This window comes from Tenacibaculum pacificus, assembly GCF_027941775.1.
In the GTDB taxonomy this organism is placed as follows: domain Bacteria; phylum Bacteroidota; class Bacteroidia; order Flavobacteriales; family Flavobacteriaceae; genus Polaribacter; species Polaribacter pacificus_A.
In genome coordinates this window covers 1,390,427-1,414,936 of sequence record NZ_CP115917.1, presented here as the reverse complement: position 1 = coordinate 1,414,936, position 24,510 = coordinate 1,390,427, and the positions used below count along the sequence as shown (strand labels likewise).

Genomic DNA, 24,510 nt, shown 5'->3' with positions numbered 1-24,510 from the left:
TTTATTTTTTAATAATTTATTTGTATCCAACCTTTAAAAATTTGCTCGTTTTTACCAGTGTTAAAAATGAAATAATACGAACCTACAGGAAGTTTTGAATCTTTAGAAATGGTTGTTTTTCCGTTAGATTCTCCATTCCAATTATTTTGATAAGGAGCCGCATCATATACTTTATAGCCAAATCTGTTAAAAACAAATAAGCTATTATTAGGATATGTTGTTTGCACATTTGGCAAAATTTTCCAAGTATCATTTATACCATCATTATTCGGTGAAAACCCTTGTACTAGGTTGGTTGGGTTTGAATTGTTAGTAGGGTTTCCTCCAGTTTCTGATTCAGAACTATCTTTTTTTATGAATTGAACCTCTTCGGTATCAATAATATTGACTTCATTTAATATGCCAGAAATAACAGCTGTTTCTTCATATTCACTACTCGTTAAAAAAGCGGTATAAGAGCCGTTATTTTTATCTACAACACTTCCTAAAATACCCGCAGTAGTATTTAATACAACTTTTTGATTTGCATAATTTAAAATAGCACCATTTGCATTATACAATTGAACGGTTATAACACTAGAAGAAACACCGTTGGCTGTAATTTTTTTAGGAGAAGCAGTAATTAATGTTTTTTGTACTGAAGCGGAAAAATCTTCAGTATTTATTTCGTCAAAATAGAATCGGACAATAGGTAGTTCTTTGCTATAATTTCCATTTCCTGTTTTTTCGCCTTTTTTAAAAACTTCAGAAAGAACAGTTTTTTCTCCAGCGTTATCCCATAAAAAAGAAGGAGAACTTCCACAACCTCCAAAACCTCCTAAAGGTTTATCGTTTTCATTACTAAAATAAACTAATAAATTTTTAGAACCTGTATAGTTGAATTCACTTGCAAAAACAATTTGTGTTTTAGAATTTTCGATTGTACTTCCTCTTCTCCAAGTTATTTCACCATCATATACTTTTGTGAAAGTTGATAAATCAGGTGCTGATGTATCTTCAATTTGAGAAAAATCAACTTCTTTTAAATATATTTTTTGATTTTTAGCCGTATCAAAATTACAATTATTATATCTACAATCAGCAAAAAAAGCAAGCCCTTTTATTGCTCCCGATGCACTTATTTGTGATGCTTTATATAACATGGTAGTCCAACTATTTTTTTTTCTAGAACATAATCATAATTAGCTGGAGCTTTTTTAGTTATAGAAGTACCACACATTGGTGTACCGATAGTAATTTCATTCCCTTGTGAATAGATTGTTATTGATAAGAAAGATAAAATTAGTAAAATTATTTTTTTCATTATTAATTTTTTTTTGTTAAAAACAGCTTAAAAACAGCCTAATCTCCATTTAAAAGGGTTCTTTGTTTTCTTGTTAAAGTATATGCGTATAAAAAATTCGTGTGTACCGTTGTTGTATTTTGCTATTTCATTTAAAGGGGCTCCATAACTGTAACCCAATTGTAGCCAATCAGTTGTTTTTATAAGAAAATTACCCATTAAAGCAGCGTTATATCTATAGGTAAGCCCAACATCATATTTATTATTGATCGAAAGCATTGAACTAATATCAAAAGAAAGCGGTACTCCTTGTATTACTCTAAATAAAGAAGTGGTCGTTACACCTAAATAATCAGTAAGTTTATGATGTATTCCCGCACCAAAATTTGTTCTCATCTTATTTGATGTGGCTACTTTTTCCGTATTGTTTTTTCGTTCTTTTAAAATATCTAACATTGAAAAATGAACGAAATAACGTTCATTTCTAATTGCAAAGCCAAGAGAAAAATTAGGTAAAACTAGCTGTTCATTTTTAGTAAATAAGGGGTCGTTGTTTTCAAAAGTTTTAATATTATTTAAATTAGCTCCGAAGGACTTTACAGAGGCTTTTAAACCAAATAATAGTTCATGAGTTGCGTATAATTTAATTTTATAAGAAATATCTCCTGATATATTTGTTTCTTTAAATAAATAAAAATTATCTGTAATTACAGACAAACCAATAGCAATACCTTTTTGAGTAGGCATACTAAACGAAATAATATTAGAATGTATTGAATTTTCAATACCAGCCCATACTTTTTTATAATTTGAAGCTATTTGAATTTTATTGTTTTTTCCAGTAAAAGCAGGATTTATAAGATTTAAACTATGATTGAAAACTGAAAAATCAGCTGTGTTTTGACTTTTTACATTATTAATATTACACAGATATATTAATAAAAAAAAATGAATAATATAGAGTGATTTCATGCTTAATAATTAATATAAACCCAACCTTTAAGCATAGTATTGCTAGTATTATTCAATTCTAATACATAATAATAAGGGCCTATAGGTAGTTTGGTGGTTTTGTTAATAATCAAGTTAGAATTTGCAATACCATCCCAATTATTTTTGTATGGAGCGGCTTGGTACACCTTATTTCCGTGTCGATTAAATACCAAAAGTTTGTTGTTTGGGTATTTAATTGAAATTTCAGAAAGAATAACCCAAGTATCGTTAACAGAATCATTATTAGGAGAGAAACCATTTGTTAGCTGAATATTCTCAGTAATATTTACAGTTGATTTAGCGATATTACTACACTTGTTTTTTGAATTTACAGTATAAGTATAGGTGTTTTTTATCTTTGTCCAAACACCATTTTCTTCAGGATTACCGCCTAAAGCGTCAAATAATTCTTCTTGGGTAGGGGTAAAACCTTTTATGATATCTAAAGAACCATTTATTCCTGCGTTTGGTTTAGGAATAACAATAACATTAATTTGAGCAGTATCGTTACATCCATTATTATAGATTGTTAAAAGATACGTTCCTGCCATTTCTACGGAAATATTCGAACGAAATAAATCAATATTATTGATTGTTTTTTCATCAGAAGTAAACCATTTATAGGTTGCTTCTTCAAAAAACTGAGCAGTAAGCGCTAAATTTTCTCCTTCACAAATGGTGACTTCTGTTAAACTATTTTGATGTTTATCTAAATCATTTATCGTATAAATTTTATTTGCGGCATATGATGTACTAAAATGTAACATTACTAAAAGAATAAAGAATACTTTTTTAACCATTAGAATCAATTTTAATAAAAACCCACGAGGTGAAAATCGCCTCGTGGGTTTTTAAAATTATTTTAGTTTAATAATTGCTTTAGGAGTCGGTAACATCACATCATTTTGAAAAGTAATAGAACTTCCAGAATCACAAGTACCTTTTTGAGCTATTACAGTATATGAAGTACCAATAACCATGTTTTGAATTTCACCACTAGTATTAACAGTAGGTCCTACAGGAGTGAAAACATAAGTTACGGTAGCGTCATAATTATCAATTTGATTAGTACCATCAGCAGCACAAGAAGCAGCTGTATCGTTTAATGTTGGTACGTTAGGAGTTGGTAACATTGCGTCATTTTGAAAAGAGACCGAGTTATCAGATTGGCGTGTTAATTTTTCAGCTATTACAGTATATGAAGTTCCAAAAGTCATATTTTGAATTTCACCAGTAGCGTTAACGGTAGGTCCTACAGGAGTAAAAAGGTAAGTTACAGTAGCGTCATAATTTGTTATTTCACTAGTTCCGTTAGCAGCACAAGAAGCAGCTGTATTGGCTAATATAGGTGTGTCAGGGTTTTCGTTGATTTTTACAAGAATATCAACTGTATTTGAACAACCATTTTTTGTTACAGTTAAGGTGTATATTCCTGCATCAACTAAAGTAACATTATTTATAATTAAATCTTTAATATTTGATTTTACATCAACTCCTTTAGTCCATTCATAAGTTGCTCCAGTTCCAGCATCTTCTGCTGTTAATTCTAAGTTTTCATTTTCACATAGTGTAATCTCGGGTAAAGAAGGAGGGGTTACAGTCGTTTTAGATGTAGCTATATTGTTTCCTAAGATAGTAAGGCAACAGAATAATAATACGGTAGTTGATAATAATTTTTTTATCATTTTAATAGTTATTTATAGTTAATTAATTTTTTTTATAGATGCGCTCGGAAGCGGAGAAATAGAAAGCGTAAAACTGGCATCACTAGATCCATCAGGGTTTGTAGCGGTTAATGTTAGTATTACATCTCCATTTGTTATATCTGTATTACTAGGCGTGTAACTAGGGTTTTTTATAGTGTTATTATTAAATGTTCCAGTACCTGATGTTATCCATTTTAATGTAAGTGTCGGGTTTATTGGTGTAATATCAACAGTTGTAAAACTAAAAGAACTTCCTCTACAGATATTTTGATCCAATTCCATTGTAATTACAGGAGGAGCGCTTGGTGTTGAAAATTTAAAATACGTAACAGGCAATACTTTATCAATAGCTCCTATAGAACTGTTTTTATTACTCAATTTATAAGGTGTACTTGCTGTTCTTTTTGCACCCTGATTATTCCATATAAAAGGGATACTCCCCCACATAGAAACACCTTTTCCTGATTCATTTTCAAAATAAATCAATAAATTTTTAGTCCCTGAATAAGTAAAAGGATTCGTAAGTGTTATTATATTAGGGGTAAAACTTGATTTTTTTTGCCAAGTAATAGCACCATCAAAAACTTTTGTATAAGTTGAAAGATCGGGGATATTTCCATTTGTTATTTGAGAGATATTTGTTTCTTTTATATAAATTCTTTGGTTATTGACTGTTGAATAATTTGTACTTCCACAATCTGTATAAAACCCTAATTGGGTTAAGTTTCCATTGATATTGTTTAATTCACTTTTTTTATAAAGCATCAAAGACCAACTGTTACTTTTTCCGCTAGTCCAAGAACCATCATCATATTTAACAGGAAGATTTGAGGTAATAGATCCACCACAGGTTCCTGCCCCAACGGTCACTTCTTGTGCATTTACAGAAATAGTAACTAATGCGATTATGTATAAAATTAATAATTTCTTCATGTTAATATTACTTAATTTAGATTAATTAAAAATAAATAATTTAAATTTTTGGCAAATCTATGTTTATTTATTCTAAATAAAGATTAGTTTTGTCGAAAATTTTAAAAAAATGTATAAAAATATAATACTAACACTGGTTTTAGTAGGAGCAATAACTGTAACCGTAAACGGACAAAAAAAAAAAACTGAGATGGTTAACAAATATTGAAGAAGCTCAAAAAATTGCAAGTAATCAGCATAAAAAAATATTTGTTTATTTCTCAGGATCTGATTGGTGTATACCTTGTCAAGAATTGAAAAATGAAGTTTTATCTTCTGAAATATTTAAAAATAAAGCTCTTTTAGACTATGTTTTAGTAAATATTGATTTTCCTCGTAGTAGAAGAAAATTAACAAAAGAACGCATTAATTATATAGAAAAAATAGCAGAAAAATATAATAATTCAGGTGCTTTTCCTTTTGTGGCAGTTTTAAATGATAAAGCAGAAATGGTAAAAGCTATTGATGGTTATAAAAGTGAAACAGCAGCATATTATATCGAAAATTATTTAAAATAATGATGCGGATATATTTTTTGTTTTGTTTAATAATAGCTTCATTTTCAGTAAAAGGGCAGCAAGTTTATAAAGAAAAAAGGCTTTTGATGGGCGTTGATTTTGAATTTACCGTTGTTACTGAAACAAAAGAAAAATCTACTTTTTTTATTCAAGAAGCTATCAAGGAAACTGTGCGAATTGAAAACTTAATATCGTCTTGGAAAGCAACTTCTCAAACTTCAAAAATTACAAGAAATGCGGGAGTAAAACCTGTAAAAGTGAGTCGTGAATTGGTTGATTTAATCGCAAGAAGCAAAAGAATATCGGAATTAACAAATGGATGTTTTGATATCAGTTTTGCCTCGTTAGATAAATTGTGGTATTTCAATAAACCGATGAAAAAATTACCTGATAGCACGCTTGTTTTAAAATCAATAAAAAATATTAATTACAAAGATATTCGTATTGATAAAGAAAATAATACGGTGTTTTTAGTAAAAAAAGGAATGAAGATTGGTTTCGGATCTATTGGAAAAGGCTATGCGGCAGAAAAAGTAAAAGAAAAATTAAAAAAACTAGGCGTAAAAGCTGGTTTGGTAAATGCAGGAGGTGATTTGACAACTTGGGGAAATCATCCGATAACCGAAAAATGGGCTATAAAAATTGCAGATCCGAACAAAGTATTAAAAAGTATTGCTTCGTTTAATTTGTACAATAACGGGGTGGTAACTTCAGGTAATTATGCAAAATATATCGAATTTAATGGAATTAAGTATTCGCATATAATTCATCCTAAAACGGGTTGGCCAGTTAAAGGCTTAAAAAGCGTTACTGTTTTTTGTGAAAATACAGAGTTAGGAGACGCTTTAGCAACATCGGTTTACGTAATGGGAAAAGAAAAAGGATTAGCATTAATAAATCAACTAAAAGGTGTTGAATGTCTTTTAGTTACTAACAAGAATAATATATATACATCTACTAATTTAAAATTAAACTAAAATATGATTAAAAAAACAGTTATGCTTTTACTTATTATTACAATTTTTTCAAATTGTGTAAGCGTAAAGCCATATCAAAAAATGTATTTAAATGATGAAGATATGGCTTTATCATCAAGAAAAATTGAACAATACGAAACAAGCTCTCAGAATTATAGAGAAGGAGTTGCAGGTGCTAACGGAGGAAAATCAGGTGGAGGATGTGGATGCAATTAAATACTAAATTAATCATTATTTTGTGTTTTATGTTAAGTGAGAATATGTTTTCGCAAAAAAAAATAAAACAATTAGATAAAGTTCAAGTAGATATTCTTTATAACTATTATGAACAAGATGGAAATAATGCGGCAGTAACTGGAGGTTTGGGTACCGAAAAGTTAGATAATAATGCCCCACAAATAACAGTTTCAATACCTGTAAATAAAACCGCTACTTTTGGAGCAACTTTTGGTTTAGATCATTATACATCAGCAAGTACAGCAAATATTGATAAATATGGTGCAACGACTTCGGCAAGTACAAGTTCAGCCGAAACAGTAAATTCAGATAATAATTTAGCGAGTGAAGATACTCGAAAATATATGTCATTAAATTTTAGTCGATTAATACCTGAAAACAATACAGCTGTTTCTGTTTTATATGGTTACTCTAAAGAGTTTGATGTTACTTCAAATTATGGTAAAATTACTTGGCAGAAAGATTCTAAAGACGGAAATAAGTTTTTAAGTATTAATGCAGGAATTTTTATCGATAAATGGCTTTTAATTTATCCTGGAGAAATTAGAGATAGAAAAGCAGGAGCAGCAACAGGAGGTACTGATTATGATTACGATGATGACGATTACGATGATGACGATGATGATGATGATGATGATGATGATGATGATGATGATGATGATGATGATGATGATGATGATGATGATGATCGTGCGGCTAACTTGAACTATAGTGCTAGGGATGACGACGATGAATATGTAGTTCCAACAACGAATGCTTTTAAAGGATATGATACGGATACTCGATTTACTTATAATATCGCAGCTACTTATGGAGGGAGTGTAAATAGCAGATTAAATGCGTCTGTAACAGCTGAGGTAATTATTCAGAAGGGAATTTTAAATACACCTTTTCATAGAGTTTATTTTAATGATGGCGTTACTATTGAAAATGAAAAAAATAAAAAAGTAGAAAGTGAAAATCTACCAAGATCAAGAATAAAAAAAGCACTTGGTTTTAGAGCTAATTATTTTATTAGTGATTTCTTAATTACACGTTTGTTTTACAGGTTCTATAGTGATGATTTTGGAGTAACAGGTAATACCTTTGAAATTGAAACACCTATAAAAATAGGAAGTGGATTAACATTATATCCTTTTTATCGTTTTCATACACAAACACAATCAAAATATTTTCAAGCTTGGGGAGAACATGATTTAGATGCTAAGTATTATACCTCAGATTATGATTTAGCGAAGTTTACGACAAATAAAGTAGGAATAGGAATGAAATTTTCACCAGTAAACGGTGTACTGAACTTTAAAATCAATAAGAAAAGAGAATTTCAGTTTAAATCGTTAGAATTCCGACTTTCTAGCTTTGAAAGATCTACAGGTTTAAAATCAACTTCTGTAACACTAAGTAATACGTTTACTTTTTAATAATTTAAATCGTTAAAAACCAAATGAAAAAAATAATATATATCGTTTTATGTCTATTATTAGCCGCTTGTACTAAATCAATAGATATAACGTACAACGAAGCTATTATTAATAATAATGATAGCGAAGTTGAAGAAACAAATAGTTTAGTAGGTATTTGGGATGGAGCAATGAATTGTTCAAATTGTTGTTCGAAAAAATACCGCTATACATTAACAATAACCAAACATTGAAAAGGAATTAATTGAGGGGAAACTAAAGATAGCCTCTATACCAAATCAACAATATTTTGCCATTTTTAATTTAGAAATGAATCTTGATGGTAATAAATTAACTATTAATACGAATGATAAGCAAGAAATAGGTTCTGATCCTGGTTGTGGAAATTACTGTACTGAAAATACGTATGAACTTAATTTATCAGCCGATAAAAAGAAACTTGATGGGGTTTGGTTAAAATCAAATGAATGTACTGTGTCAGCTACATCAACCTCAATTAATCTTGAAAAACAGTAAAATGAAATTAAAAATAATTGTAATAATAAATTTGTTTCTTGTTTGTATATCAACAATAAACGCTCAGGAAAATAATACGCACAAAGGTTTATATACAACAATAGGTTATGAATTTGGTTTAACCGATGCTGTGATTCATAAAACAGCAATGCCGTTTACAGAAAGTACTATATCTAATAATTTTAATAATTCACTTTCGTTAACAGCAATTTATAAAACCGCGTTTAAAGCACAAGTTAAATTAGGATATATGGCTTCGTATGCAATGCTGACTATAAATGGGCTTAATGAAGGAAAGGAATTTACTGTAGATAATAATTATTTTATGCACACCGTTTCATTAGGAGCTGGGTATAATATTTCTTTAAAAAAAGATTTAGATATAACGATAGGTTTAGGTTCTTCTATTTCTTTTGTTACTGATACTAATTTTGAAGAAGAAAAAGGAGAATCCGATGATAAAATTATAGCAACTAATAATTCTATCAACCCAGGGAATGTGTATATAATACCTGAGTTATCATTTACAAAGTATTTTAAAAAAAAGAATATGATAACCTTAGGTGCAAAGTATTATTTGTCGGGCAATGATTATTTTTTAGAAGGAAGTGTTCAGAATATTAAAAATTCAGTAAAAACAAATCAAGTGAATTTTTCTACTCAAAACGATCAAATAGCGGTATATATCAGTTATGGTTTTAACCTAAAAAATATCTTCTAAATTTATTAAATTTGATTTATTTATAAAAAAATTCCGATAAATAATTTATCGGGATTTTTTGATTTAGTAATTGTTGAAATCTTTAAATAAAAGGTTTAGTCTCCGTCATTATCTGTAAAGGTAATGGTTACAGATAAAACACTTGCTACGTCTGTTTTGATTAAAACTAATAATTGTTTTACTTCGTTATATAGTTTTTTAACATTCGCTTTATCATTAATAATAGCTTCTTTTAAAGAACTATTTCCAAATGCTGATATGGTATTCTCAATAGTTTCAAATTGTATTTTAATTTTGTTGTTTAGTGTTTCATTTTTAGTAATTGAACTAACAAAATCATCGATACCATTTTCGTTACCAAAATAGATGTTTTTTATACTTTCGATATTATTCTGAATAAGTACTAATGAATATTCACTTTTTTGAGCTTGTAAAAGAGTTCTGTCAGAAACGCTTGTTTTTTCAATTCCTGCAGGTTGCCCTATTTTATAACTTTTAACATCTTCTAATAAAGCATACATTTGATTGATAACTTGATTGATGCTACCATTAATACCTGTTGAATTATTTTCAATAAATTTGGTGCGAAATGTATTCCATTTAGAATTATAAATAGTAGCTTTAGATACAAGGTTTAATCCAAGAATATTTAAGTATTCTTTTCGTCTGATATCTGTAAAACCTTCAATAGTTTCAGTAGTATTTTTATCAAAAAGTAAATGTTCGATACTAGCTAAACCTCTTAAATTTGTTGAAATAGAATTTATAGCTATTTCAGATATTTCTTTTTTTGATAAAAGATACTCTTCAATTCCTTTTGCGTTAGCTACCCAGCTAAAAAAGAAGTTTGTATGTAAGAAGTTTTAATTTCTCCAATATTTAAAACTTGAATTAAAGAATAGTTTTTAGCCGCTGTTTTCCAAGTGTTTTTAGCTAGTAGAAGATTGCTTTCATTTGGATTCGTAGTAAATATTTGTATCGAATTATTTAAATCATCAATACTTTTGATAAAATTATTGGTAATAGATGTTTCTGTATTTGTTATAATATCTGAACGAAGCTTTTGAATATCGAAAGAAGAAACAGTCTCCGAATCATTATTACAAGATAAAAATAGGAGGGATGTTATTGTTATAATTATTGTTTTTTTAATCATTTTATAATGAGTTTATAAAGCCTAAAACGGCTGTTCTATCTTCTTTTGTTAAATTTTTATATGCTTCTTTTGATGCTTCACTTTCTCCGCCATGCCATAAAATAGCTTCTTCAATATTACGAGCTCTACCATCATGTAATAAAAAAGTATGATTATTTACTTCATCAATTAAACCGACACCCCATAAAGGCTGTGTTCTCCACTCTTTACCTGTGGCTTTAAAATCGGGTCTGTTATCAGCTAAGGCATCACCCATGTCGTGTAATAAAAAATCGGAATAAGGTCTAATTGTAACGTTTTCTAATGTTTTGTTTGCAGGATAATTATTCGAAGTTGTAAATACTTCTGTATGACAGCTGTTACATTTCATATCTTTAAAAATTTGCTTTCCTTTCAAAACATTTTCATCTTTAAAGTTTCGTCTAATAGGCACTGATAAAGAAGAGGAATAAATCATTATATCAGTTAAAGCTTCATCAGTAACTTCAGGTAAACCACCATTAGGGAATTTTTGGCAATCTTGTTGAGGTGATGGGCAATTTTCATCAGGAAATAAAGAAGTTGTTAACCCCATGTCTCCACTAAAAGCACCTGCCACTTGTTGTTTTAAATTAGGTTGATTAGCTTTCCAACCAAAACGACCTAAAACAGTTTGATTTTTAACAACATCCCAAACATAATTTGCTTTTCCTGAAATGCCATCATTATCGGCATCAAATTCATCAGCGTTCGCTAAAATATCATTGTTTGAAATAGCATCTACAAGCCCTAAACCGATAACTTGTTGTCCTACTCTTGGTGAAGTTAAAGCGTTTTGTAAAGAGCCAAATTGTTCATCAGAAATAGTGTAAATTGGTTCTTTTAATTCGTATGATTCTCCATCAGTAAAAGTGCCTTTAATTGTTTTAAAAGTAACAGAAACTTTAGCTTCATATGATACTCCTAAATTAGCGTGTTCTTGTATTTGCCCTCCATAATTAGTTAGTGTTTTAGGACCTCCATGAGCGCCTATTCCTGAAGTGCTTATTCTCATTAAAAAACCAGCAGAAAATTTTTGACCTGTTTCTAAAGGCTTCCCTCTACCATCTTTGTTGTGACAAGAACTACATGCTCTTGCGTTAAATGTAGGTCCTAAACCATCTCTTGCAGTAGTAGAGGCTGGTGAGCTTACCCAATTTTGACGAAATAAAGAATTTCCTACAAAAAAAGAACGCCCATCTAGTTGTGATAATCCAGGTACTTTTTGATCAAAAGCATTGACACCTAGTATTGTTGTTGTTAATTTCCCTGCGGATAGTTCTTCCCCATTTTCATAATTATATAGAGAAGTGTATTCTTCTTTTTTATTACAAGAAAATAAAAGAAGTGTTACTATAGCATAAAAAAATACTTTATTCATTCTGTTATGTTTTTTTACGTAAAAACCAAACTATCTATTATAGATAGTTTGGTTTAATTTTTTTTGAAGTAAAAAGAATATTATACTTCTGAATCGATGTTGTTTCCAGTAATAGTTTTACCAGCTTGTGCTAATTCTATTCCTTGTTTTTCTAAAGAAGTAACAGCACTCATTACAGGTTTGTTGTTGTTATCTTTAGTTTCTCCTATAATTTGATAATCAAAGAATTTAGCATCAGAAATAACTTTTACTTTAGCCATAACAGTAGTTGCTGTGGTTGTTAAAGTTACCGCTTCAGCTGCATTTACTAAAGTTAATACTTCTAATAAAGAAGTTCCTGAAATTTTAGTTCCATCTACTTTAGTATAGCTACCGTTAATAATGTTATTAATAGATTTTGCGTTTAAATAAATATCTCTATGTGTGTTATCAGAAAAACAAGAATGTTCATCTTCTTGATCTTGATTAACAACAGCAGTAACCATTCTTTCTCCTGATAATTCTCCGTTACTTAATTTAGCAGCACCTGTTAAAATTTTATCAATAGCATCATTTTTAGATAATGCTAAAAATTCAGTTCTATATTGAGCTCCTGATTTCCATTGTTTAGTTACAGCTTCTAAGTCTTCAACTAAAATTTCTGTAGCTAATTTTAAATATTGTTTTCTTCTCTCTGAATTTTCTTTCGTTGTAAAATCAGTAAAAGGTCTTTGTCCAGCTAATTTAGCTGAAGGAGCAGTAGCATCTTGTCCCCATAATAAAAACTCAATAGCATGATATCCCATGGTTACATTTGATTCATTTTCACTATATCCAGAAAGATTTCTTAATATTTCTTTGGTAAAATTAGGGTATTCAGTAATGTTATTAACTATATTTTGTCTATTATCAGAAGCTTCTTGTCCTCCTGTACCATCAGCAACATAATCAATTAAGGCTTCATCTAAAGGCCATGCATTAATATTACCTTCTATTTCTCCAAAGTCAGCTCCATCAATAGGACCATCATAAAAACGGTATGCTTCTGTTTGTCCGTAAGGCTCACGAGCATCTAACCAAGATTGTTTAGCGGTTGCTAATTTAGCTGCATCAGGTGCTGCTACAAAAGCATTAATAGCTGTTTGTAAATCTTTTGTTTTAGCTAAGGCATCATTGTAGTTAGCCTCTACGATATTTACATAATTTGATACAAATGTAGTTTTAGCGTTTTCAATTACTGTTTCTGGGCTAATAACAATTGGGTCGTCATCAGAACAACTCATAAAAAATGCTGATGTTAGTAATAATGATAATCCTAGTACTTTTTTCATTTTATTTAGATTTATTAAAAATAGTTTTGCAAATGTAAAATAGTTTTTGAATTGTGCAAAATTTATTTAGATTAATTTTAAATAAGTTGATGGAAAATATTTTTTATGTTAACATAAAAATAATATTGAATTTGTATTATATATAGTATATTTGTACGCAATTAATTAACAACACACTAAATTAATTGCATACGCAAGCTCACCAATCAAAATTTATAGGCGAAGGTTTAACATACGATGATGTTTTACTAGTACCAGCTTACTCTGAAGTACTTCCAAGAGAAGTTTCTATTAAAACAAAATTTACTAAAAATATAACTATAAATGTACCAATAGTTTCTGCTGCTATGGATACAGTTACCGAATCTGCAATGGCAATAGCTATGGCAAGAGAAGGTGGTATTGGTGTATTACATAAAAATATGACGATTGAGCAACAGGCTCAAGAGGTTCGTAAAGTAAAACGTGCAGAATCAGGAATGATTATTGACCCATTAACTTTACCATTAACAGCAACAGTTTTAGATGCTAAAATGTTAATGAAAGAAAATGGTATTGGCGGAATTCCTATTGTTGATGCTCTTGGTGTTTTAAAAGGAATTGTAACTAATAGAGATTTACGTTTCGAACATAAAAATGATCGTCCGATTGTTGAGGTAATGACTAAAGATAATTTAGTAACTGCAGCAGTAGGAACTTCATTAAAATCGGCAGAAAGTATTTTACAAGAAAAGAAAATTGAAAAATTATTAATTGTTGATGATGCTTATAAGCTTTCAGGATTAATTACTTTCAGAGATATAACTAAGGTTACTCAAAAGCCAATTGCAAATAAAGATACTTACGGACGTTTACGTGTTGCAGCTGCATTAGGTGTTACTGCAGATGCTGTTGATAGAGCAGAAGCTTTAGTAAAAGCAGGAGTTGATGCCGTTATTATTGATACAGCACACGGACATACTAAAGGTGTGGTAACAGTGTTAAAACAAGTAAAAGCTAAATTTCCTGAATTAGATGTTATTGTAGGTAACATCGCTACTCCAGAAGCAGCTAAATATTTAGTTGAAGCAGGTGCAGATGCAGTAAAAGTAGGTATAGGACCAGGTTCTATATGTACAACTCGTGTTGTTGCAGGTGTAGGTTCTCCTCAGTTTTCAGCAGTTTTAGAAGTTGCTGCAGCTATTAAAGGATCTGGAGTTCCAGTAATTGCTGATGGTGGTATTCGTTATACAGGTGATATTCCTAAGGCTATTGCCGCAGGTGCAGATTGTGTTATGTTAGGATCGTTATTAGCAGGGACTAAAGAATCACCAGGAGAAACTATTATTTACGAAGGACGTAAGTTTAAATCGTATCGTGGAATGGGATCTGTTGAAGCAATGAAGCAAGGTTCTAAAGACCGTTATTTTCAAGATGTTGAAGATGATATTAAAAAATTAGTTCCAGAAGGTATTGTAGGTCGTGTACCTTATAAAGGTGATTTAGAAGAGAGTATTCACCAATTTGTAGGGGGATTACGTGCTGGTATGGGATACTGTGGTTCTAAAGATATCGAAACATTAAAAGAAACTGGTAAATTTGTACGTATTACAGCAAGTGGAATAAACGAAAGTCATCCACATGATGTTGCTATTACTAAAGAATCACCAAATTATAGTAGAAGGTAATTTTTACGTTAAAATTTTATAAAAAATGCTGTTAAGGAATTAACAGCATTTTTTTATTTATAGATGTTTAATTTATTATAAAAACAACTTTAATGTTAAAAATATAATTTATTTACAATATCCTTGTATCCCTTGTAAAATATAGAAAAAAAAGATGTTAAATACGGAAAACCGTATAGAATCTATTAATGGAAGTATTATTTTTGACCCGAAAAAAAGAAGAGTTTTAGTATTGGTTAAAATTAAAAATAACTATGTTTCAAAAAGTATTAATAGCAGAAGATACTGACTTTATATTAAGTGGTATAAAATCAGCTTTACAGAGTTTAAAAATCCCGATAATAGAATATGCAAGGTCTTGTGATGATGCTTTTTTAAAATTAGAAAGTGCTTGTTCTAAAGGAGAACCATTTGATTTATTAGTAAGTGATTTATCTTTTATAGAAAACCCAAATATTGAAAAGTTACATTCAGGAGAAGATTTAATCGCTAAAGCTAAAAAATTACAAAAATCATTAAAAACAATTGTTTTTTCGGTAGAAGAGAAGCCTTATCGAATTCAGCAGTTGTGTAATGTGTTAAGAGTTGATGCCTTTGTTTGTAAATCTGTAAATGGAGAAGCAGAATTAAAAAAAGCAGTACAATTAGTATTTGACGAATCTTTCTTTATTTCACCTAAATTAGGAAATGTTTTAATAGAAAAAGATATATTTAAAGTAACAGCTTATGATTTAACTATTTTAAAATATTTAGCAGATGGATTAGATCAGAAAGAAATATGTGGAACTTTAAGAACTAATAAAGTAAAACCTAACAGTATTAGTTCTGTTGAAAAGAGATTAAAACAACTTAAAGAAAAATTTAACGCAAATAATCCAACACAATTAGTTGCAGTTACTAAAGATTTTGGATTGATTTAATTAAATAAATTTTTTTAAAAAAAACCGTGGTTATTTAATAATCGCGGTTTTTTTTGTGTAATTTTTTAAAATCAAAAACATTCCTTTTTTATTTATATTTTAGTGAGATGAAGTAATCTATGTAAATCTTAAAAAAAGCTAATGATGAAAATTAAAAAAGAAAAAGAGGAAGAAAGTGACTGGGCTTATTCTGAAAAAAATCAAAAAAAAATTCATATTTCAGAGGCTGAAAGTGGTTTAAAAGATTATCGTTGTATCGGTTGTAATGCTCGGATGATTGCCAATATTCAACATAAAAATTTACATTGGAAATCTTATTTTAGACACCACGCATCAAATGTGACTAAAGAAAAACCTGAATGTGTTAAAGCGAGTAGAGTTTATCGAGAAATAATTGCAAAAACGATTATTAATAGATTAAAATATGTTGTTACTCCTGCATTATATAAATTCCCTCCAGGAAAAGAAGAAGACTTGCTTCCGATGTTAATTCAAGAAAAAGAAACAATTAAAGCTTCCTACACAAAAGCCGAATTAACTTTTTATGAAAATAAAAATGGAATTGTTAAATGGGGGAAAAATATAGATGTAGCGATAGAAGATAGAGAATTGTTAATACGCCCTGATGTAACTTTTTTTAATAAAGAAGATAAACCTATCTTACTTGTAGAATTTATAGTTACAAATAAAATTACTTCCGAAAAATATATAAAATTATCCCGTATAGGAATAAATACCGTACAAATAAAAATACCAACGAAATCAGAAGCTGAAATAGAAAAAGCATTACAATCATCAAGAAATTATAAATGGGTTTACAATGAAAAAGAAGCAAACACCAAATACATACCAGTTTCCAGAGGAAATACAGAAAATTTACCACAAATTAATGAGAACGAAAGAATCTTTTTCGAAGAATCTTTCAAATGCAGACAGTCAGAGATTAATGAACTCATACGTAGCATTAAAAAATGTTTACGATCGAAACAATATAGCGGAATTGAATACCAACTTAACAAACAAATACAACAAGTTGAGAGAAATTCAGAAAGAGAAAGACAAGAATTGGGAGACTTGGAAAAACTCCATGGAACAGAAGCACAAGCAAGAAATTCAGGAGCAGAAGATAAGGAGAGAGAAAGATACAGAGACTTGGAGGATAGATATTTTAAAAAAGGTGAATATCTTGAAAGAAGTATCAATATCGAAAGAGGAAATGAATCAATTAGAAGACAGGTTGAAAACGCTATCAAAGGAGAAAAACACAAAATTAGAGGAATTAGAGAATCTACAGAAGACTTCCGAAATAGAGAACTCTTTGAGACTGAAAAAATTGAACAAGAAATACAAGAAGCTGAAAGTACCATTGAATTTGATGTTGAATCAACAATTGAAGAAAATAGATTACTTGAAGAAGAAGAAAGGTATTTACAGGAGTCAGTTTTCAGAGAGTTTAGTGGATGTATCGAATCAGAAGAATTTGAAATTAAAAATATTGAACAAGAAGAAAACCGATTTGAAAATGACGTTAGAAAACAATTTGATATTGACGTTGAAAAAAGTCCCGAAAAACTTACCAGAAGAACTAGAGGTTTATTGGAAGCAAGAAGATTTTTCAGCATTTACTCAGATTTTAAATGTAAAGAAAAAAGCTATAGAGAAGCACGAGAATTATTTAACAAAGGAACTTGGAAAGAAAGGTAAAAGCCTAAAATGGTTTATGGAAATTTATGAAGATGATGTAAAAGAAGTTTGTGAAATAAATAGTTAAATAATTGACAATTAACGAACTTATATAACTGTACTTTAATTTTTTTTTTGATAAAAAAACGTTGTTGAAATCGATTAAATTAATGTAAATACACCGTAATAACGAGGGAAACATGTTAATAAATAAATAATAGAATATTATAATTAAATTGCGTAGAGTGTTTTATTTTTAGCTAAGAAGTAGTAATTTCGCAAAGACTTCAATCTCCTAATTTATGACTCAAGAAACAAAATATACCGAAGATAATATCCGTTCGCTAGATTGGAAAGAACACATTCGTATGCGTCCAGGAATGTATATCGGTAAACTAGGTGATGGTTCATCGGCTGATGATGGAATTTATATTTTGGTTAAAGAGGTTTTAGACAACTCTATTGATGAATATGTAATGGGTGCTGGTAGAACTATCGAAATTTCTATTCAGGGTAATAAAGTGATTGTTAGAGATTACGGTCGTGGTATCCCTTTAGGAAAAGTTGTCGATGTTGTTTCTAAAATGAATACAGGTGGAAAGTACGACTCTAAGGCGTTTAAAAAATCAGTAGGTTTAAACGGAGTAGGTACAAAAGCCGTAAATGCACTTTCTTCTTTTTTTAGAGTAGAATCATCAAGAGATGGAAAATCTGCCGCTGCTGAGTTTGAACAAGGTTATTTAATCAATCAAGAGTTTTTAGAGCAAACATCACGAAGAAAAGGAACAAAAGTATCTTTTATTCCCGATGAAATAATCTTTAAAAAATATAAGTATAGAAACGAATATGTTTCTAAAATGCTTAAAAACTACGTTTATCTAAATGTTGGATTAACAATTGTTTTTAATGGAGAAAAATTTTTATCAAAAAATGGATTAAAAGATTTATTAGAAGAAAACAACAATCAAGAAGATATGTTGTATCCTATAATTCATTTAAAAGGTGATGATATTGAAGTAGCAATTACACATAGTAAAACACAATATTCCGAAGAATATCATTCATTTGTAAATGGGCAACATACTACACAAGGTGGTACGCATCAGGCTGCATTCAGAGAAGCAATTGTAAAAACTATTCGAGATTTTTATGGAAAATCTTTTGAAGCTTCAGATATTCGAAAATCGATAATATCAGCAATTGCCATTAAAGTAATGGAACCTGTTTTTGAAAGTCAAACCAAAACAAAGTTAGGTTCAACTGAAATGGGTGATGATTTGCCAACGGTTAGAACCTATATTAATGATTTTATCAAAACAAAACTTGATAATTTTTTACATAAAAATGTAGAAATCGCTGATAAGTTACAACGTAAAATTATACAAGCAGAAAAAGAACGTAAAGAACTTTCTGGAATTAGAAAGTTAGCAAAAGATAGAGCTAAAAAATCTAACTTACACAATAAGAAATTACGAGATTGTAGAGTTCATTTAGGTGATACTCAAAAGGAAGCTTATTTAGAGTCTACTTTATTTATTACAGAGGGAGATTCTGCATCGGGTTCTATTACAAAATCTAGAAACGTAAATACTCAAGCCGTTTTTAGTTTAAAAGGGAAACCTTTAAATTCTTACGGATTAAGTAAGAAAATTGTATATGAAAACGAGGAGTTTAATTTATTACAAGCAGCTTTAAATATAGAAGACGGTTTAGAAGATTTACGTTATAATAATATTGTAATTGCTACGGACGCCGATGTTGATGGAATGCATATTCGTTTATTATTGATAACATTTTTCTTGCAATTTTTTCCAGAAGTTATTAAAGAAGGACATTTATATATTTTAGAAACGCCATTATTTAGAGTTCGAAATAAAAAAGAAACTTACTATTGTTACTCTGAAGAAGAGAAAAAAGAAGCTATAAAAAAATTAAGAGGAAAACCAGAAATTACCCGATTTAAAGGACTTGGTGAAATTTCTCCAGATGAATTTGTACATTTTATTGGTGATGATATCCGTTTAGACCCTATTATGTTAGATAAAGAAATGTCTATAGAAAGCGTGTTAGAATTCTATATGGGGAAAAATACACCAAACAGGCAAAAATTTATTATTGAAAACTTAAAAGTAGAATTAGATGCTGTTGATGATGAAGATTAACTAATTTTTTGATGATAAGTATTAAATTATAATAACTCTTAAACGAATAAAAATTATTCAATGAGTGAACAAATAAATGAACACGAACACGAAGAAGAATTAAATAATACTAACCAACCAATTGAAAATACAGAAACTATTACCAAGGTAACAGGAATGTATAAAGAATGGTTTTTAGATTACGCTTCGTATGTAATTTTAGAAAGAGCAGTTCCGTCATTAGAAGATGGGTTAAAACCCGTACAACGTAGAATAATGCATTCTATGAAAGATTTAGATGATGGACGTTACAATAAAGTAGCAAATATTGTTGGGCATACGATGCAGTATCACCCGCGTGGTGATGCTTCAATTGCAGATGCTATGGTGCAAATTGGTCAGAAAGAATTACTGATTGATATGCAAGGTAACTGGGGTAATATTTTAACAGGAGACCGTGCAGCAGCTTCTCGTTATATAGAAGCACGTTTATCTAAATTTGCTTTAGACGTGGTTTTTAATCCTAAGACTACTGAATGGAAAAAATCGTACGATGGTAGAAGAAATGAACCAATAGATTTACCTGTAAAATTCCCTTTATTATTAGCGCAAGGAGCAGAGGGGATTGCCGTAGGTTTATCAACTAAAATATTGCCACATAATTTTAATGAATTGATAGCGGCATCTATCAAATATTTAAGAGGAAGAAGTTTTACTATTTATCCAGATTTTTTAACAGGAGGAGTAGCTGATTTTACCAATTATAATGATGGTAAACGTGGAGGGAAAGTACGTGTACGTGCAAATATTTCTCAACTAGATAAAAAAACATTAGTTATCACTGAAATTCCTTTCGGTACAACTACAACATCTTTAATTGATAGTATTTTAAAAGCCAATGATAAGGGTAAAATAAAAATACGTAAAATTGAAGATAATACTGCCGCAGCCGTAGAAATATTAGTGCATTTGCCTACAGGAATATCTCCTGATAAAACAATTGATGCTTTATATGCTTTTACAAATTGTGAAAATTCAATTTCTCCGCTGTCTTGTACAATTGAAGATAACAAACCTGTATTTATAGGTGTTTCTGAAATGTTAAAACACTCTACTGATTTAACAGTAAAGTTATTAAAAAGTGAATTAGAAATTCAATTAAATGAGTTAGAAGAACAATGGCATTTTGCTTCTTTAGAAAGAATTTTTATTGAAAATAGAATTTATCGTGATATTGAAGAGCAAGAAACATGGCAAGCTGTAATTAAAGCTATTGATAAAGGTTTAGTAGGACACATTGAGCACCTAAAAAGAGAAATAACAGTAGAAGATATTACCCGCTTAACAGAAATTCGAATTAAGAAAATTTCAAAATTCGATATAGATAAAGCAAAACAATATATTGAAGGCTTAGAGGATAAAATAGCAGAAGTTAAACATCATTTAGATAACTTAATTACATTTGCTATAGACTATTTTAAAGGCTTAAAAACCAAGTATGGTAAAGGGCATGAGCGCAAAACTGAAATTAAAATTTTTGATGATATTGTAGCTACAAAAGTAGTAATGCGAAACACAAAACTATATGTAAATATAGAAGAGGGATTTGTAGGAACTTCATTAAAAAAAGATAAATATGTTGATGATTGTGCTGATATAGATGATATAATTATCTTTAAAGATAACGGTACAATGATGGTTACAAAAGTAGCTTCTAAAACTTTTGTAGGTAAAGGAATTATCCATATTGCAATCTTTAAGAAAAAAGATAAGCGTACTGTATATAATATGATGTATAGAGATGGTTCTAGAGGGGTAAATTATATGAAACGTTTTAATGTAATAAGTGTAACTCGTGATAAAGAATATGATTTAACTACAGGGGCTAAAGGTTCAAAATTATTATATTTTAGTGTAAATCCTAACGGAGAAGCTGAGGTAGTTACAGTTAATTTACGTCCTGTTGCAGGAGTAACAAAATTAAAATGGGATGTTAATTTTGCAGAATTAGCAGTTAAAGGACGTGCTATTCGAGGAAATCAAGTTACAAAATATAGTATTAGAAAAGTAGAATTTAAAACAGCAGGTGTTTCTACTTTAAAACCTCGTAAAATTTGGTTTGATGATACTGTTCAGCGTTTAAATGTTGATGGAAGAGGTGATTTATTAGGAGAGTTTAGAGCTGAAGATAAAATTTTAATTGCTACACAATCAGGTAAAATAAAAGCAGTATCACCAAGTTTATCAATGCATTTTGAAAGTGATATGATTGTTTTAGAAAAATGGAAGCCTAACAAACCTATTTCGGCAATTTATTTTGATGCAGAAAAAGAACGTTATTATGTAAAACGTTTTTTAATTGAAGCAGTAGATAAAGAAGAAACCTTTATTGCTGATACCGAAAAATCAAAATTAGAAATTTTATCTACAGATTATCGTCCTGTAGCTGAGGTTATATTTTCAAAGCGTAGTTTAGAAAACCTTAAAGTTAATTTTGAAGAGTTTATAGCTATAAAAGGTATTAAAGCACAAGGGAATCAATTAACAACCGATAAAATACGTATTGTTAATTTATTAGAATCTTTGCCTTACGAGGAGTCAATACTTTTAACAGAGGAAGAGGTTAAAGATGAGGAAGTTATAGATGATATTCTACCTCTAGAAGTTGAGGTTGTAGCGCCTAAGGAGTTTGAACAAACAAAAGAAGATAAAGCTAAGAAAGCATTAGAGCGTGCACTTCAAAAAAAGAAAAAGAACACAGAAGAAGATGATAGTCAAACAGCATTATTTTAAATGAATGAATTATTAACATATCGTTTTAATTTAGATTCTTTTTTAGGGATTTTGGGATATATATTAGTAGTCGTATTTATTTCATGGTTGTTATCTAGAGTGATACGTTATATTATTGTTCAAATTATAAAGCGTAGAAAAACATCTCCTTATGGAGGAACCAGTATTTTGTTTTTTAGAAATTCTGTAAAATTTTTTATAGGTTTTTTTGGAATTACTTATATTATTACAACAGTACCTGCTTTTAGTAGTAAAGCTTCGTTAATTTTTTCTGGAGCAGGTATTTTAGCCGCTATTATTGGTTTTGCGGCACAAGCAGCATTGTCTAATTTAATCGCAGGAGCTTTTATTGTTCTTTTTCGTCCGTTTAGAGTGGGTGATTATATAAAACTTGATGATACTAGAGTTGGTATTGTTGAAGATATAACCTTACGACATACAGTTATTAACAATTTTGAAAATAAACGATTAATTATACCAAACTCGGTAATAAGTACCGATTCAGTATTAAATCATACGATTGAAGATTCTCATGTTCTTAGTTTTAATAACTTTAAACTAGGGATAAAAGCAGATATTGATTTAGCAAGGCAAATTATACAAGAAGAAGCTATTAAATTACCGACTGTTATTGATTTTAGAACTCCTGAACAGGTAATAGCAGATGTTAAACAAGTAGATGTTCGTGTAATTGATGTACATACAGATCATATACATATGCGTGCCTATGTTTGGTTAAACGAACCATTTCAAGAATTTAAAACAAAATGTTCTTTAAAAGAAGCGGTACATAAACGTTTTTTAGTAGAAGGAGTGGCTTTACCAATTCCTATTTATAAAATTTTGAAGGTTTAATATTTACCGTTATCCTCATATAAATTTTGTTTTTGAGTGAAACTTTTCGTTCTATGTTTGTAAAACATATTTAACTAAAACATTCTTCACATTTTCCTTGAATTAATATTTGAGATGTATCAACTTTACGATTAGGAATATTAGGTATAAGAACATTTGTTGATAAACAATCTACCTTTCCACAATCAGAACATTGAAAATGTGGGTGAGTATCATGATGTTTTGTATTTGAACAATCATTACATTTTGCATACCACTTATTTCCATTTTTCCCAAGAAAAGAATGTAAAACACCATCGTCTTCTAATTTGTCTAAAATTCGATATATAGTAGTTTTATTCATTTTTAAACTAAGACGTTCAATTAGAATAATAACTGATATTGCACTTGAGTTTTTACTAAATTCATCAAGTAATATATTTACTGATTTTGTTTTTCTGATAATGCCCATACCACAAATATAATATAAATTTATTGCAGTTAAGTTGTGTTAATTAATGTTTTGTATATAGTTGAAGCTAAGTTGTATTATGCTCTCTGTTGCTCCTGGAGAAATTTTTTGTTTACTGAAGTAAATACACAATATAAATTTAGTGATATAGCTTCATTATCTAGAAAAGAGATTTCGGTTGAAAATATAGTAATAGCTCAATATGAATTGATGAAAAAATCATATACTTTTGAAGTTGTAGTAGATGGTGAGAAAGTTATTTATTCCGTTAAAGGAAACGATTGGAAAGCTTTCTTTAAAGAGTTAGAAGATTCTGGTCATTTTAATGGTTTTCAATCTCATCACGTATTTGTAGTGGATGCATTAAAGAAGTCAGAAGGTTATAGAAAATGGTATGATAAAATGGTATGATAAAATTGGGCATACTGTTATGGATATAAATGGAAAACATCACGATGGTTTATTAAATCTTATAATGTTAGAGGACTATACCAAACCTAAAGGAATTATAGCTGCAAGAGGGGTACACGCAAACCATAAAAAATATAATAAAGCTTTAATTGATTTTTTTGATGAAAGATGGGAAAAGCATTTGATAACTAAAAATGGCAATGAAGCTGGAGCTATTGATTTATTTGACGATGAAATTTTAAAAGTTCAAGAAGGGATACAAAAATTATTACTAGAAAAATCTGTTATCGGTTATAAAGATGTATCAGGAAAATGGATACGCACAAAAGTAGATGATTTAATAAATGAAGATGTATTATTACAAATGATAAAATAAGTAAG

The 24,510-nt window shown here is 29.5% G+C and carries 25 protein-coding genes; 15 read left to right on the top strand and 10 right to left on the bottom strand.

All coding sequences use genetic code 11. The features are described 5' to 3' along the window. Positions 1-8 precede the first annotated feature (8 nt). From PG913_RS06370 to PG913_RS06350, 5 genes are all read right to left on the bottom strand, one after another. Entirely contained in the window at positions 9-1,142 is a 1,134-nt protein-coding gene (locus tag PG913_RS06370; RefSeq protein ID WP_271229987.1) for a T9SS type B sorting domain-containing protein, read from the bottom strand. A gap of 188 nt (positions 1,143-1,330) precedes the next feature. Beyond that, the gene (locus tag PG913_RS06365) at positions 1,331-2,254 is read right to left on the bottom strand and encodes a PorP/SprF family type IX secretion system membrane protein (RefSeq protein ID WP_271229986.1); all 924 of its coding nucleotides are present in this window, start codon (positions 2,252-2,254) and stop codon (positions 1,331-1,333) included. A gap of 2 nt (positions 2,255-2,256) precedes the next feature. Then, positions 2,257-3,075 (bottom strand): gliding motility-associated C-terminal domain-containing protein, encoded by an 819-nt coding sequence (locus tag PG913_RS06360; RefSeq protein WP_271229985.1) that lies wholly within the window; start codon positions 3,073-3,075, stop codon positions 2,257-2,259. A gap of 57 nt (positions 3,076-3,132) precedes the next feature. Then, positions 3,133-3,960, bottom strand: coding sequence for a hypothetical protein (locus tag PG913_RS06355; RefSeq protein ID WP_271229984.1), 828 nt, complete (start codon positions 3,958-3,960; stop codon positions 3,133-3,135). 18 nt (positions 3,961-3,978) lie between these two features. Further along, the gene (locus PG913_RS06350; protein ID WP_271229983.1) at positions 3,979-4,914 is read right to left on the bottom strand and encodes a hypothetical protein; all 936 of its coding nucleotides are present in this window, start codon (positions 4,912-4,914) and stop codon (positions 3,979-3,981) included. A gap of 185 nt (positions 4,915-5,099) precedes the next feature. On the opposite strand from PG913_RS06350, the gene PG913_RS06345 reads away from it, so the two are divergent. The 7 genes from PG913_RS06345 to PG913_RS06315 all read left to right on the top strand — a co-directional run bounded on the left by PG913_RS06345 (position 5,100) and on the right by PG913_RS06315 (position 9,343). Beyond that, a complete protein-coding gene (locus PG913_RS06345) occupies positions 5,100-5,471 on the top strand; it encodes a thioredoxin family protein (protein ID WP_333780817.1) in 372 nt (123 codons plus the stop codon). Positions 5,472-5,557: 86 nt separating this feature from the next. Then, complete coding sequence (locus tag PG913_RS06340) at positions 5,558-6,448, top strand: FAD:protein FMN transferase (RefSeq protein ID WP_271229982.1); 891 nt, start codon at positions 5,558-5,560, stop codon at positions 6,446-6,448. 3 nt (positions 6,449-6,451) lie between these two features. Beyond that, positions 6,452-6,664, top strand: coding sequence for a DUF4266 domain-containing protein (locus PG913_RS06335; protein ID WP_271229981.1), 213 nt, complete (start codon positions 6,452-6,454; stop codon positions 6,662-6,664). Positions 6,665-6,708: 44 nt separating this feature from the next. Beyond that, positions 6,709-8,106: a DUF3570 domain-containing protein gene (locus tag PG913_RS06330; protein ID WP_271229980.1), complete on the top strand. Its 1,398-nt coding sequence runs from the start codon at positions 6,709-6,711 to the stop codon at positions 8,104-8,106. 23 nt (positions 8,107-8,129) lie between these two features. Further along, on the top strand, positions 8,130-8,339 hold the full coding sequence (locus PG913_RS06325) for a hypothetical protein (protein ID WP_271229979.1): 210 nt from the start codon (positions 8,130-8,132) through the stop codon (positions 8,337-8,339). 76 nt (positions 8,340-8,415) lie between these two features. After that, positions 8,416-8,622 carry a hypothetical protein gene (locus PG913_RS06320; RefSeq protein WP_271229978.1) on the top strand — a complete coding sequence of 69 codons (207 nt, stop codon included), beginning with the start codon at positions 8,416-8,418 and terminating at the stop codon, positions 8,620-8,622. Between the two features lies 1 nt (position 8,623). Beyond that, on the top strand, positions 8,624-9,343 hold the full coding sequence (locus tag PG913_RS06315) for a hypothetical protein (RefSeq protein ID WP_271229977.1): 720 nt from the start codon (positions 8,624-8,626) through the stop codon (positions 9,341-9,343). A gap of 95 nt (positions 9,344-9,438) precedes the next feature. Here PG913_RS06315 and PG913_RS06310 read toward each other — a convergent pair whose 3' ends face one another. From PG913_RS06310 to PG913_RS06295, 4 genes are all read right to left on the bottom strand, one after another. Next, positions 9,439-10,116 (bottom strand): imelysin family protein, encoded by a 678-nt coding sequence (locus PG913_RS06310; RefSeq protein WP_271232141.1) that lies wholly within the window; start codon positions 10,114-10,116, stop codon positions 9,439-9,441. A gap of 53 nt (positions 10,117-10,169) precedes the next feature. Next, the gene (locus PG913_RS06305) at positions 10,170-10,499 is read right to left on the bottom strand and encodes a hypothetical protein (protein ID WP_271229976.1); all 330 of its coding nucleotides are present in this window, start codon (positions 10,497-10,499) and stop codon (positions 10,170-10,172) included. A gap of 1 nt (position 10,500) precedes the next feature. Continuing rightward, complete coding sequence (locus PG913_RS06300; protein WP_271229975.1) at positions 10,501-11,898, bottom strand: di-heme oxidoreductase family protein; 1,398 nt, start codon at positions 11,896-11,898, stop codon at positions 10,501-10,503. Between the two features lie 80 nt (positions 11,899-11,978). Next, complete coding sequence (locus tag PG913_RS06295; RefSeq protein ID WP_271229974.1) at positions 11,979-13,208, bottom strand: imelysin family protein; 1,230 nt, start codon at positions 13,206-13,208, stop codon at positions 11,979-11,981. A 185-nt stretch (positions 13,209-13,393) separates the two neighbouring features. On the opposite strand from PG913_RS06295, the gene guaB reads away from it, so the two are divergent. The 6 genes from guaB to PG913_RS06265 all read left to right on the top strand — a co-directional run bounded on the left by guaB (position 13,394) and on the right by PG913_RS06265 (position 23,267). Next, positions 13,394-14,875 carry an IMP dehydrogenase gene (guaB, locus tag PG913_RS06290; protein ID WP_271229973.1) on the top strand — a complete coding sequence of 494 codons (1,482 nt, stop codon included), beginning with the start codon at positions 13,394-13,396 and terminating at the stop codon, positions 14,873-14,875. Between the two features lie 254 nt (positions 14,876-15,129). Then, positions 15,130-15,795: a helix-turn-helix domain-containing protein gene (locus tag PG913_RS06285; RefSeq protein WP_271229972.1), complete on the top strand. Its 666-nt coding sequence runs from the start codon at positions 15,130-15,132 to the stop codon at positions 15,793-15,795. A gap of 141 nt (positions 15,796-15,936) precedes the next feature. After that, positions 15,937-17,499: a hypothetical protein gene (locus PG913_RS06280; RefSeq protein ID WP_271229971.1), complete on the top strand. Its 1,563-nt coding sequence runs from the start codon at positions 15,937-15,939 to the stop codon at positions 17,497-17,499. 281 nt (positions 17,500-17,780) lie between these two features. After that, complete coding sequence (locus tag PG913_RS06275) at positions 17,781-19,640, top strand: DNA topoisomerase IV subunit B (RefSeq protein WP_271232106.1); 1,860 nt, start codon at positions 17,781-17,783, stop codon at positions 19,638-19,640. Between the two features lie 60 nt (positions 19,641-19,700). Continuing rightward, positions 19,701-22,412, top strand: a complete 2,712-nt coding sequence (locus PG913_RS06270) for a DNA gyrase/topoisomerase IV subunit A (protein ID WP_271232105.1) — start codon at positions 19,701-19,703, stop codon at positions 22,410-22,412. After that, complete coding sequence (locus tag PG913_RS06265) at positions 22,413-23,267, top strand: mechanosensitive ion channel family protein (protein WP_271232104.1); 855 nt, start codon at positions 22,413-22,415, stop codon at positions 23,265-23,267. It begins immediately after the preceding gene. Positions 23,268-23,337: 70 nt separating this feature from the next. On the opposite strand, the gene PG913_RS06260 is transcribed toward PG913_RS06265, so the two are convergent. Next, complete coding sequence (locus tag PG913_RS06260) at positions 23,338-23,718, bottom strand: Fur family transcriptional regulator (protein ID WP_271232103.1); 381 nt, start codon at positions 23,716-23,718, stop codon at positions 23,338-23,340. A gap of 108 nt (positions 23,719-23,826) precedes the next feature. On the opposite strand from PG913_RS06260, the gene PG913_RS06255 reads away from it, so the two are divergent. After that, positions 23,827-24,129 carry a hypothetical protein gene (locus tag PG913_RS06255; RefSeq protein WP_271232102.1) on the top strand — a complete coding sequence of 101 codons (303 nt, stop codon included), beginning with the start codon at positions 23,827-23,829 and terminating at the stop codon, positions 24,127-24,129. Further along, positions 24,113-24,505 (top strand): hypothetical protein, encoded by a 393-nt coding sequence (locus PG913_RS06250; RefSeq protein WP_271232101.1) that lies wholly within the window; start codon positions 24,113-24,115, stop codon positions 24,503-24,505. The genes PG913_RS06255 and PG913_RS06250 overlap by 17 nt, the downstream gene beginning before the upstream one ends. Positions 24,506-24,510: the final 5 nt, after the last annotated feature.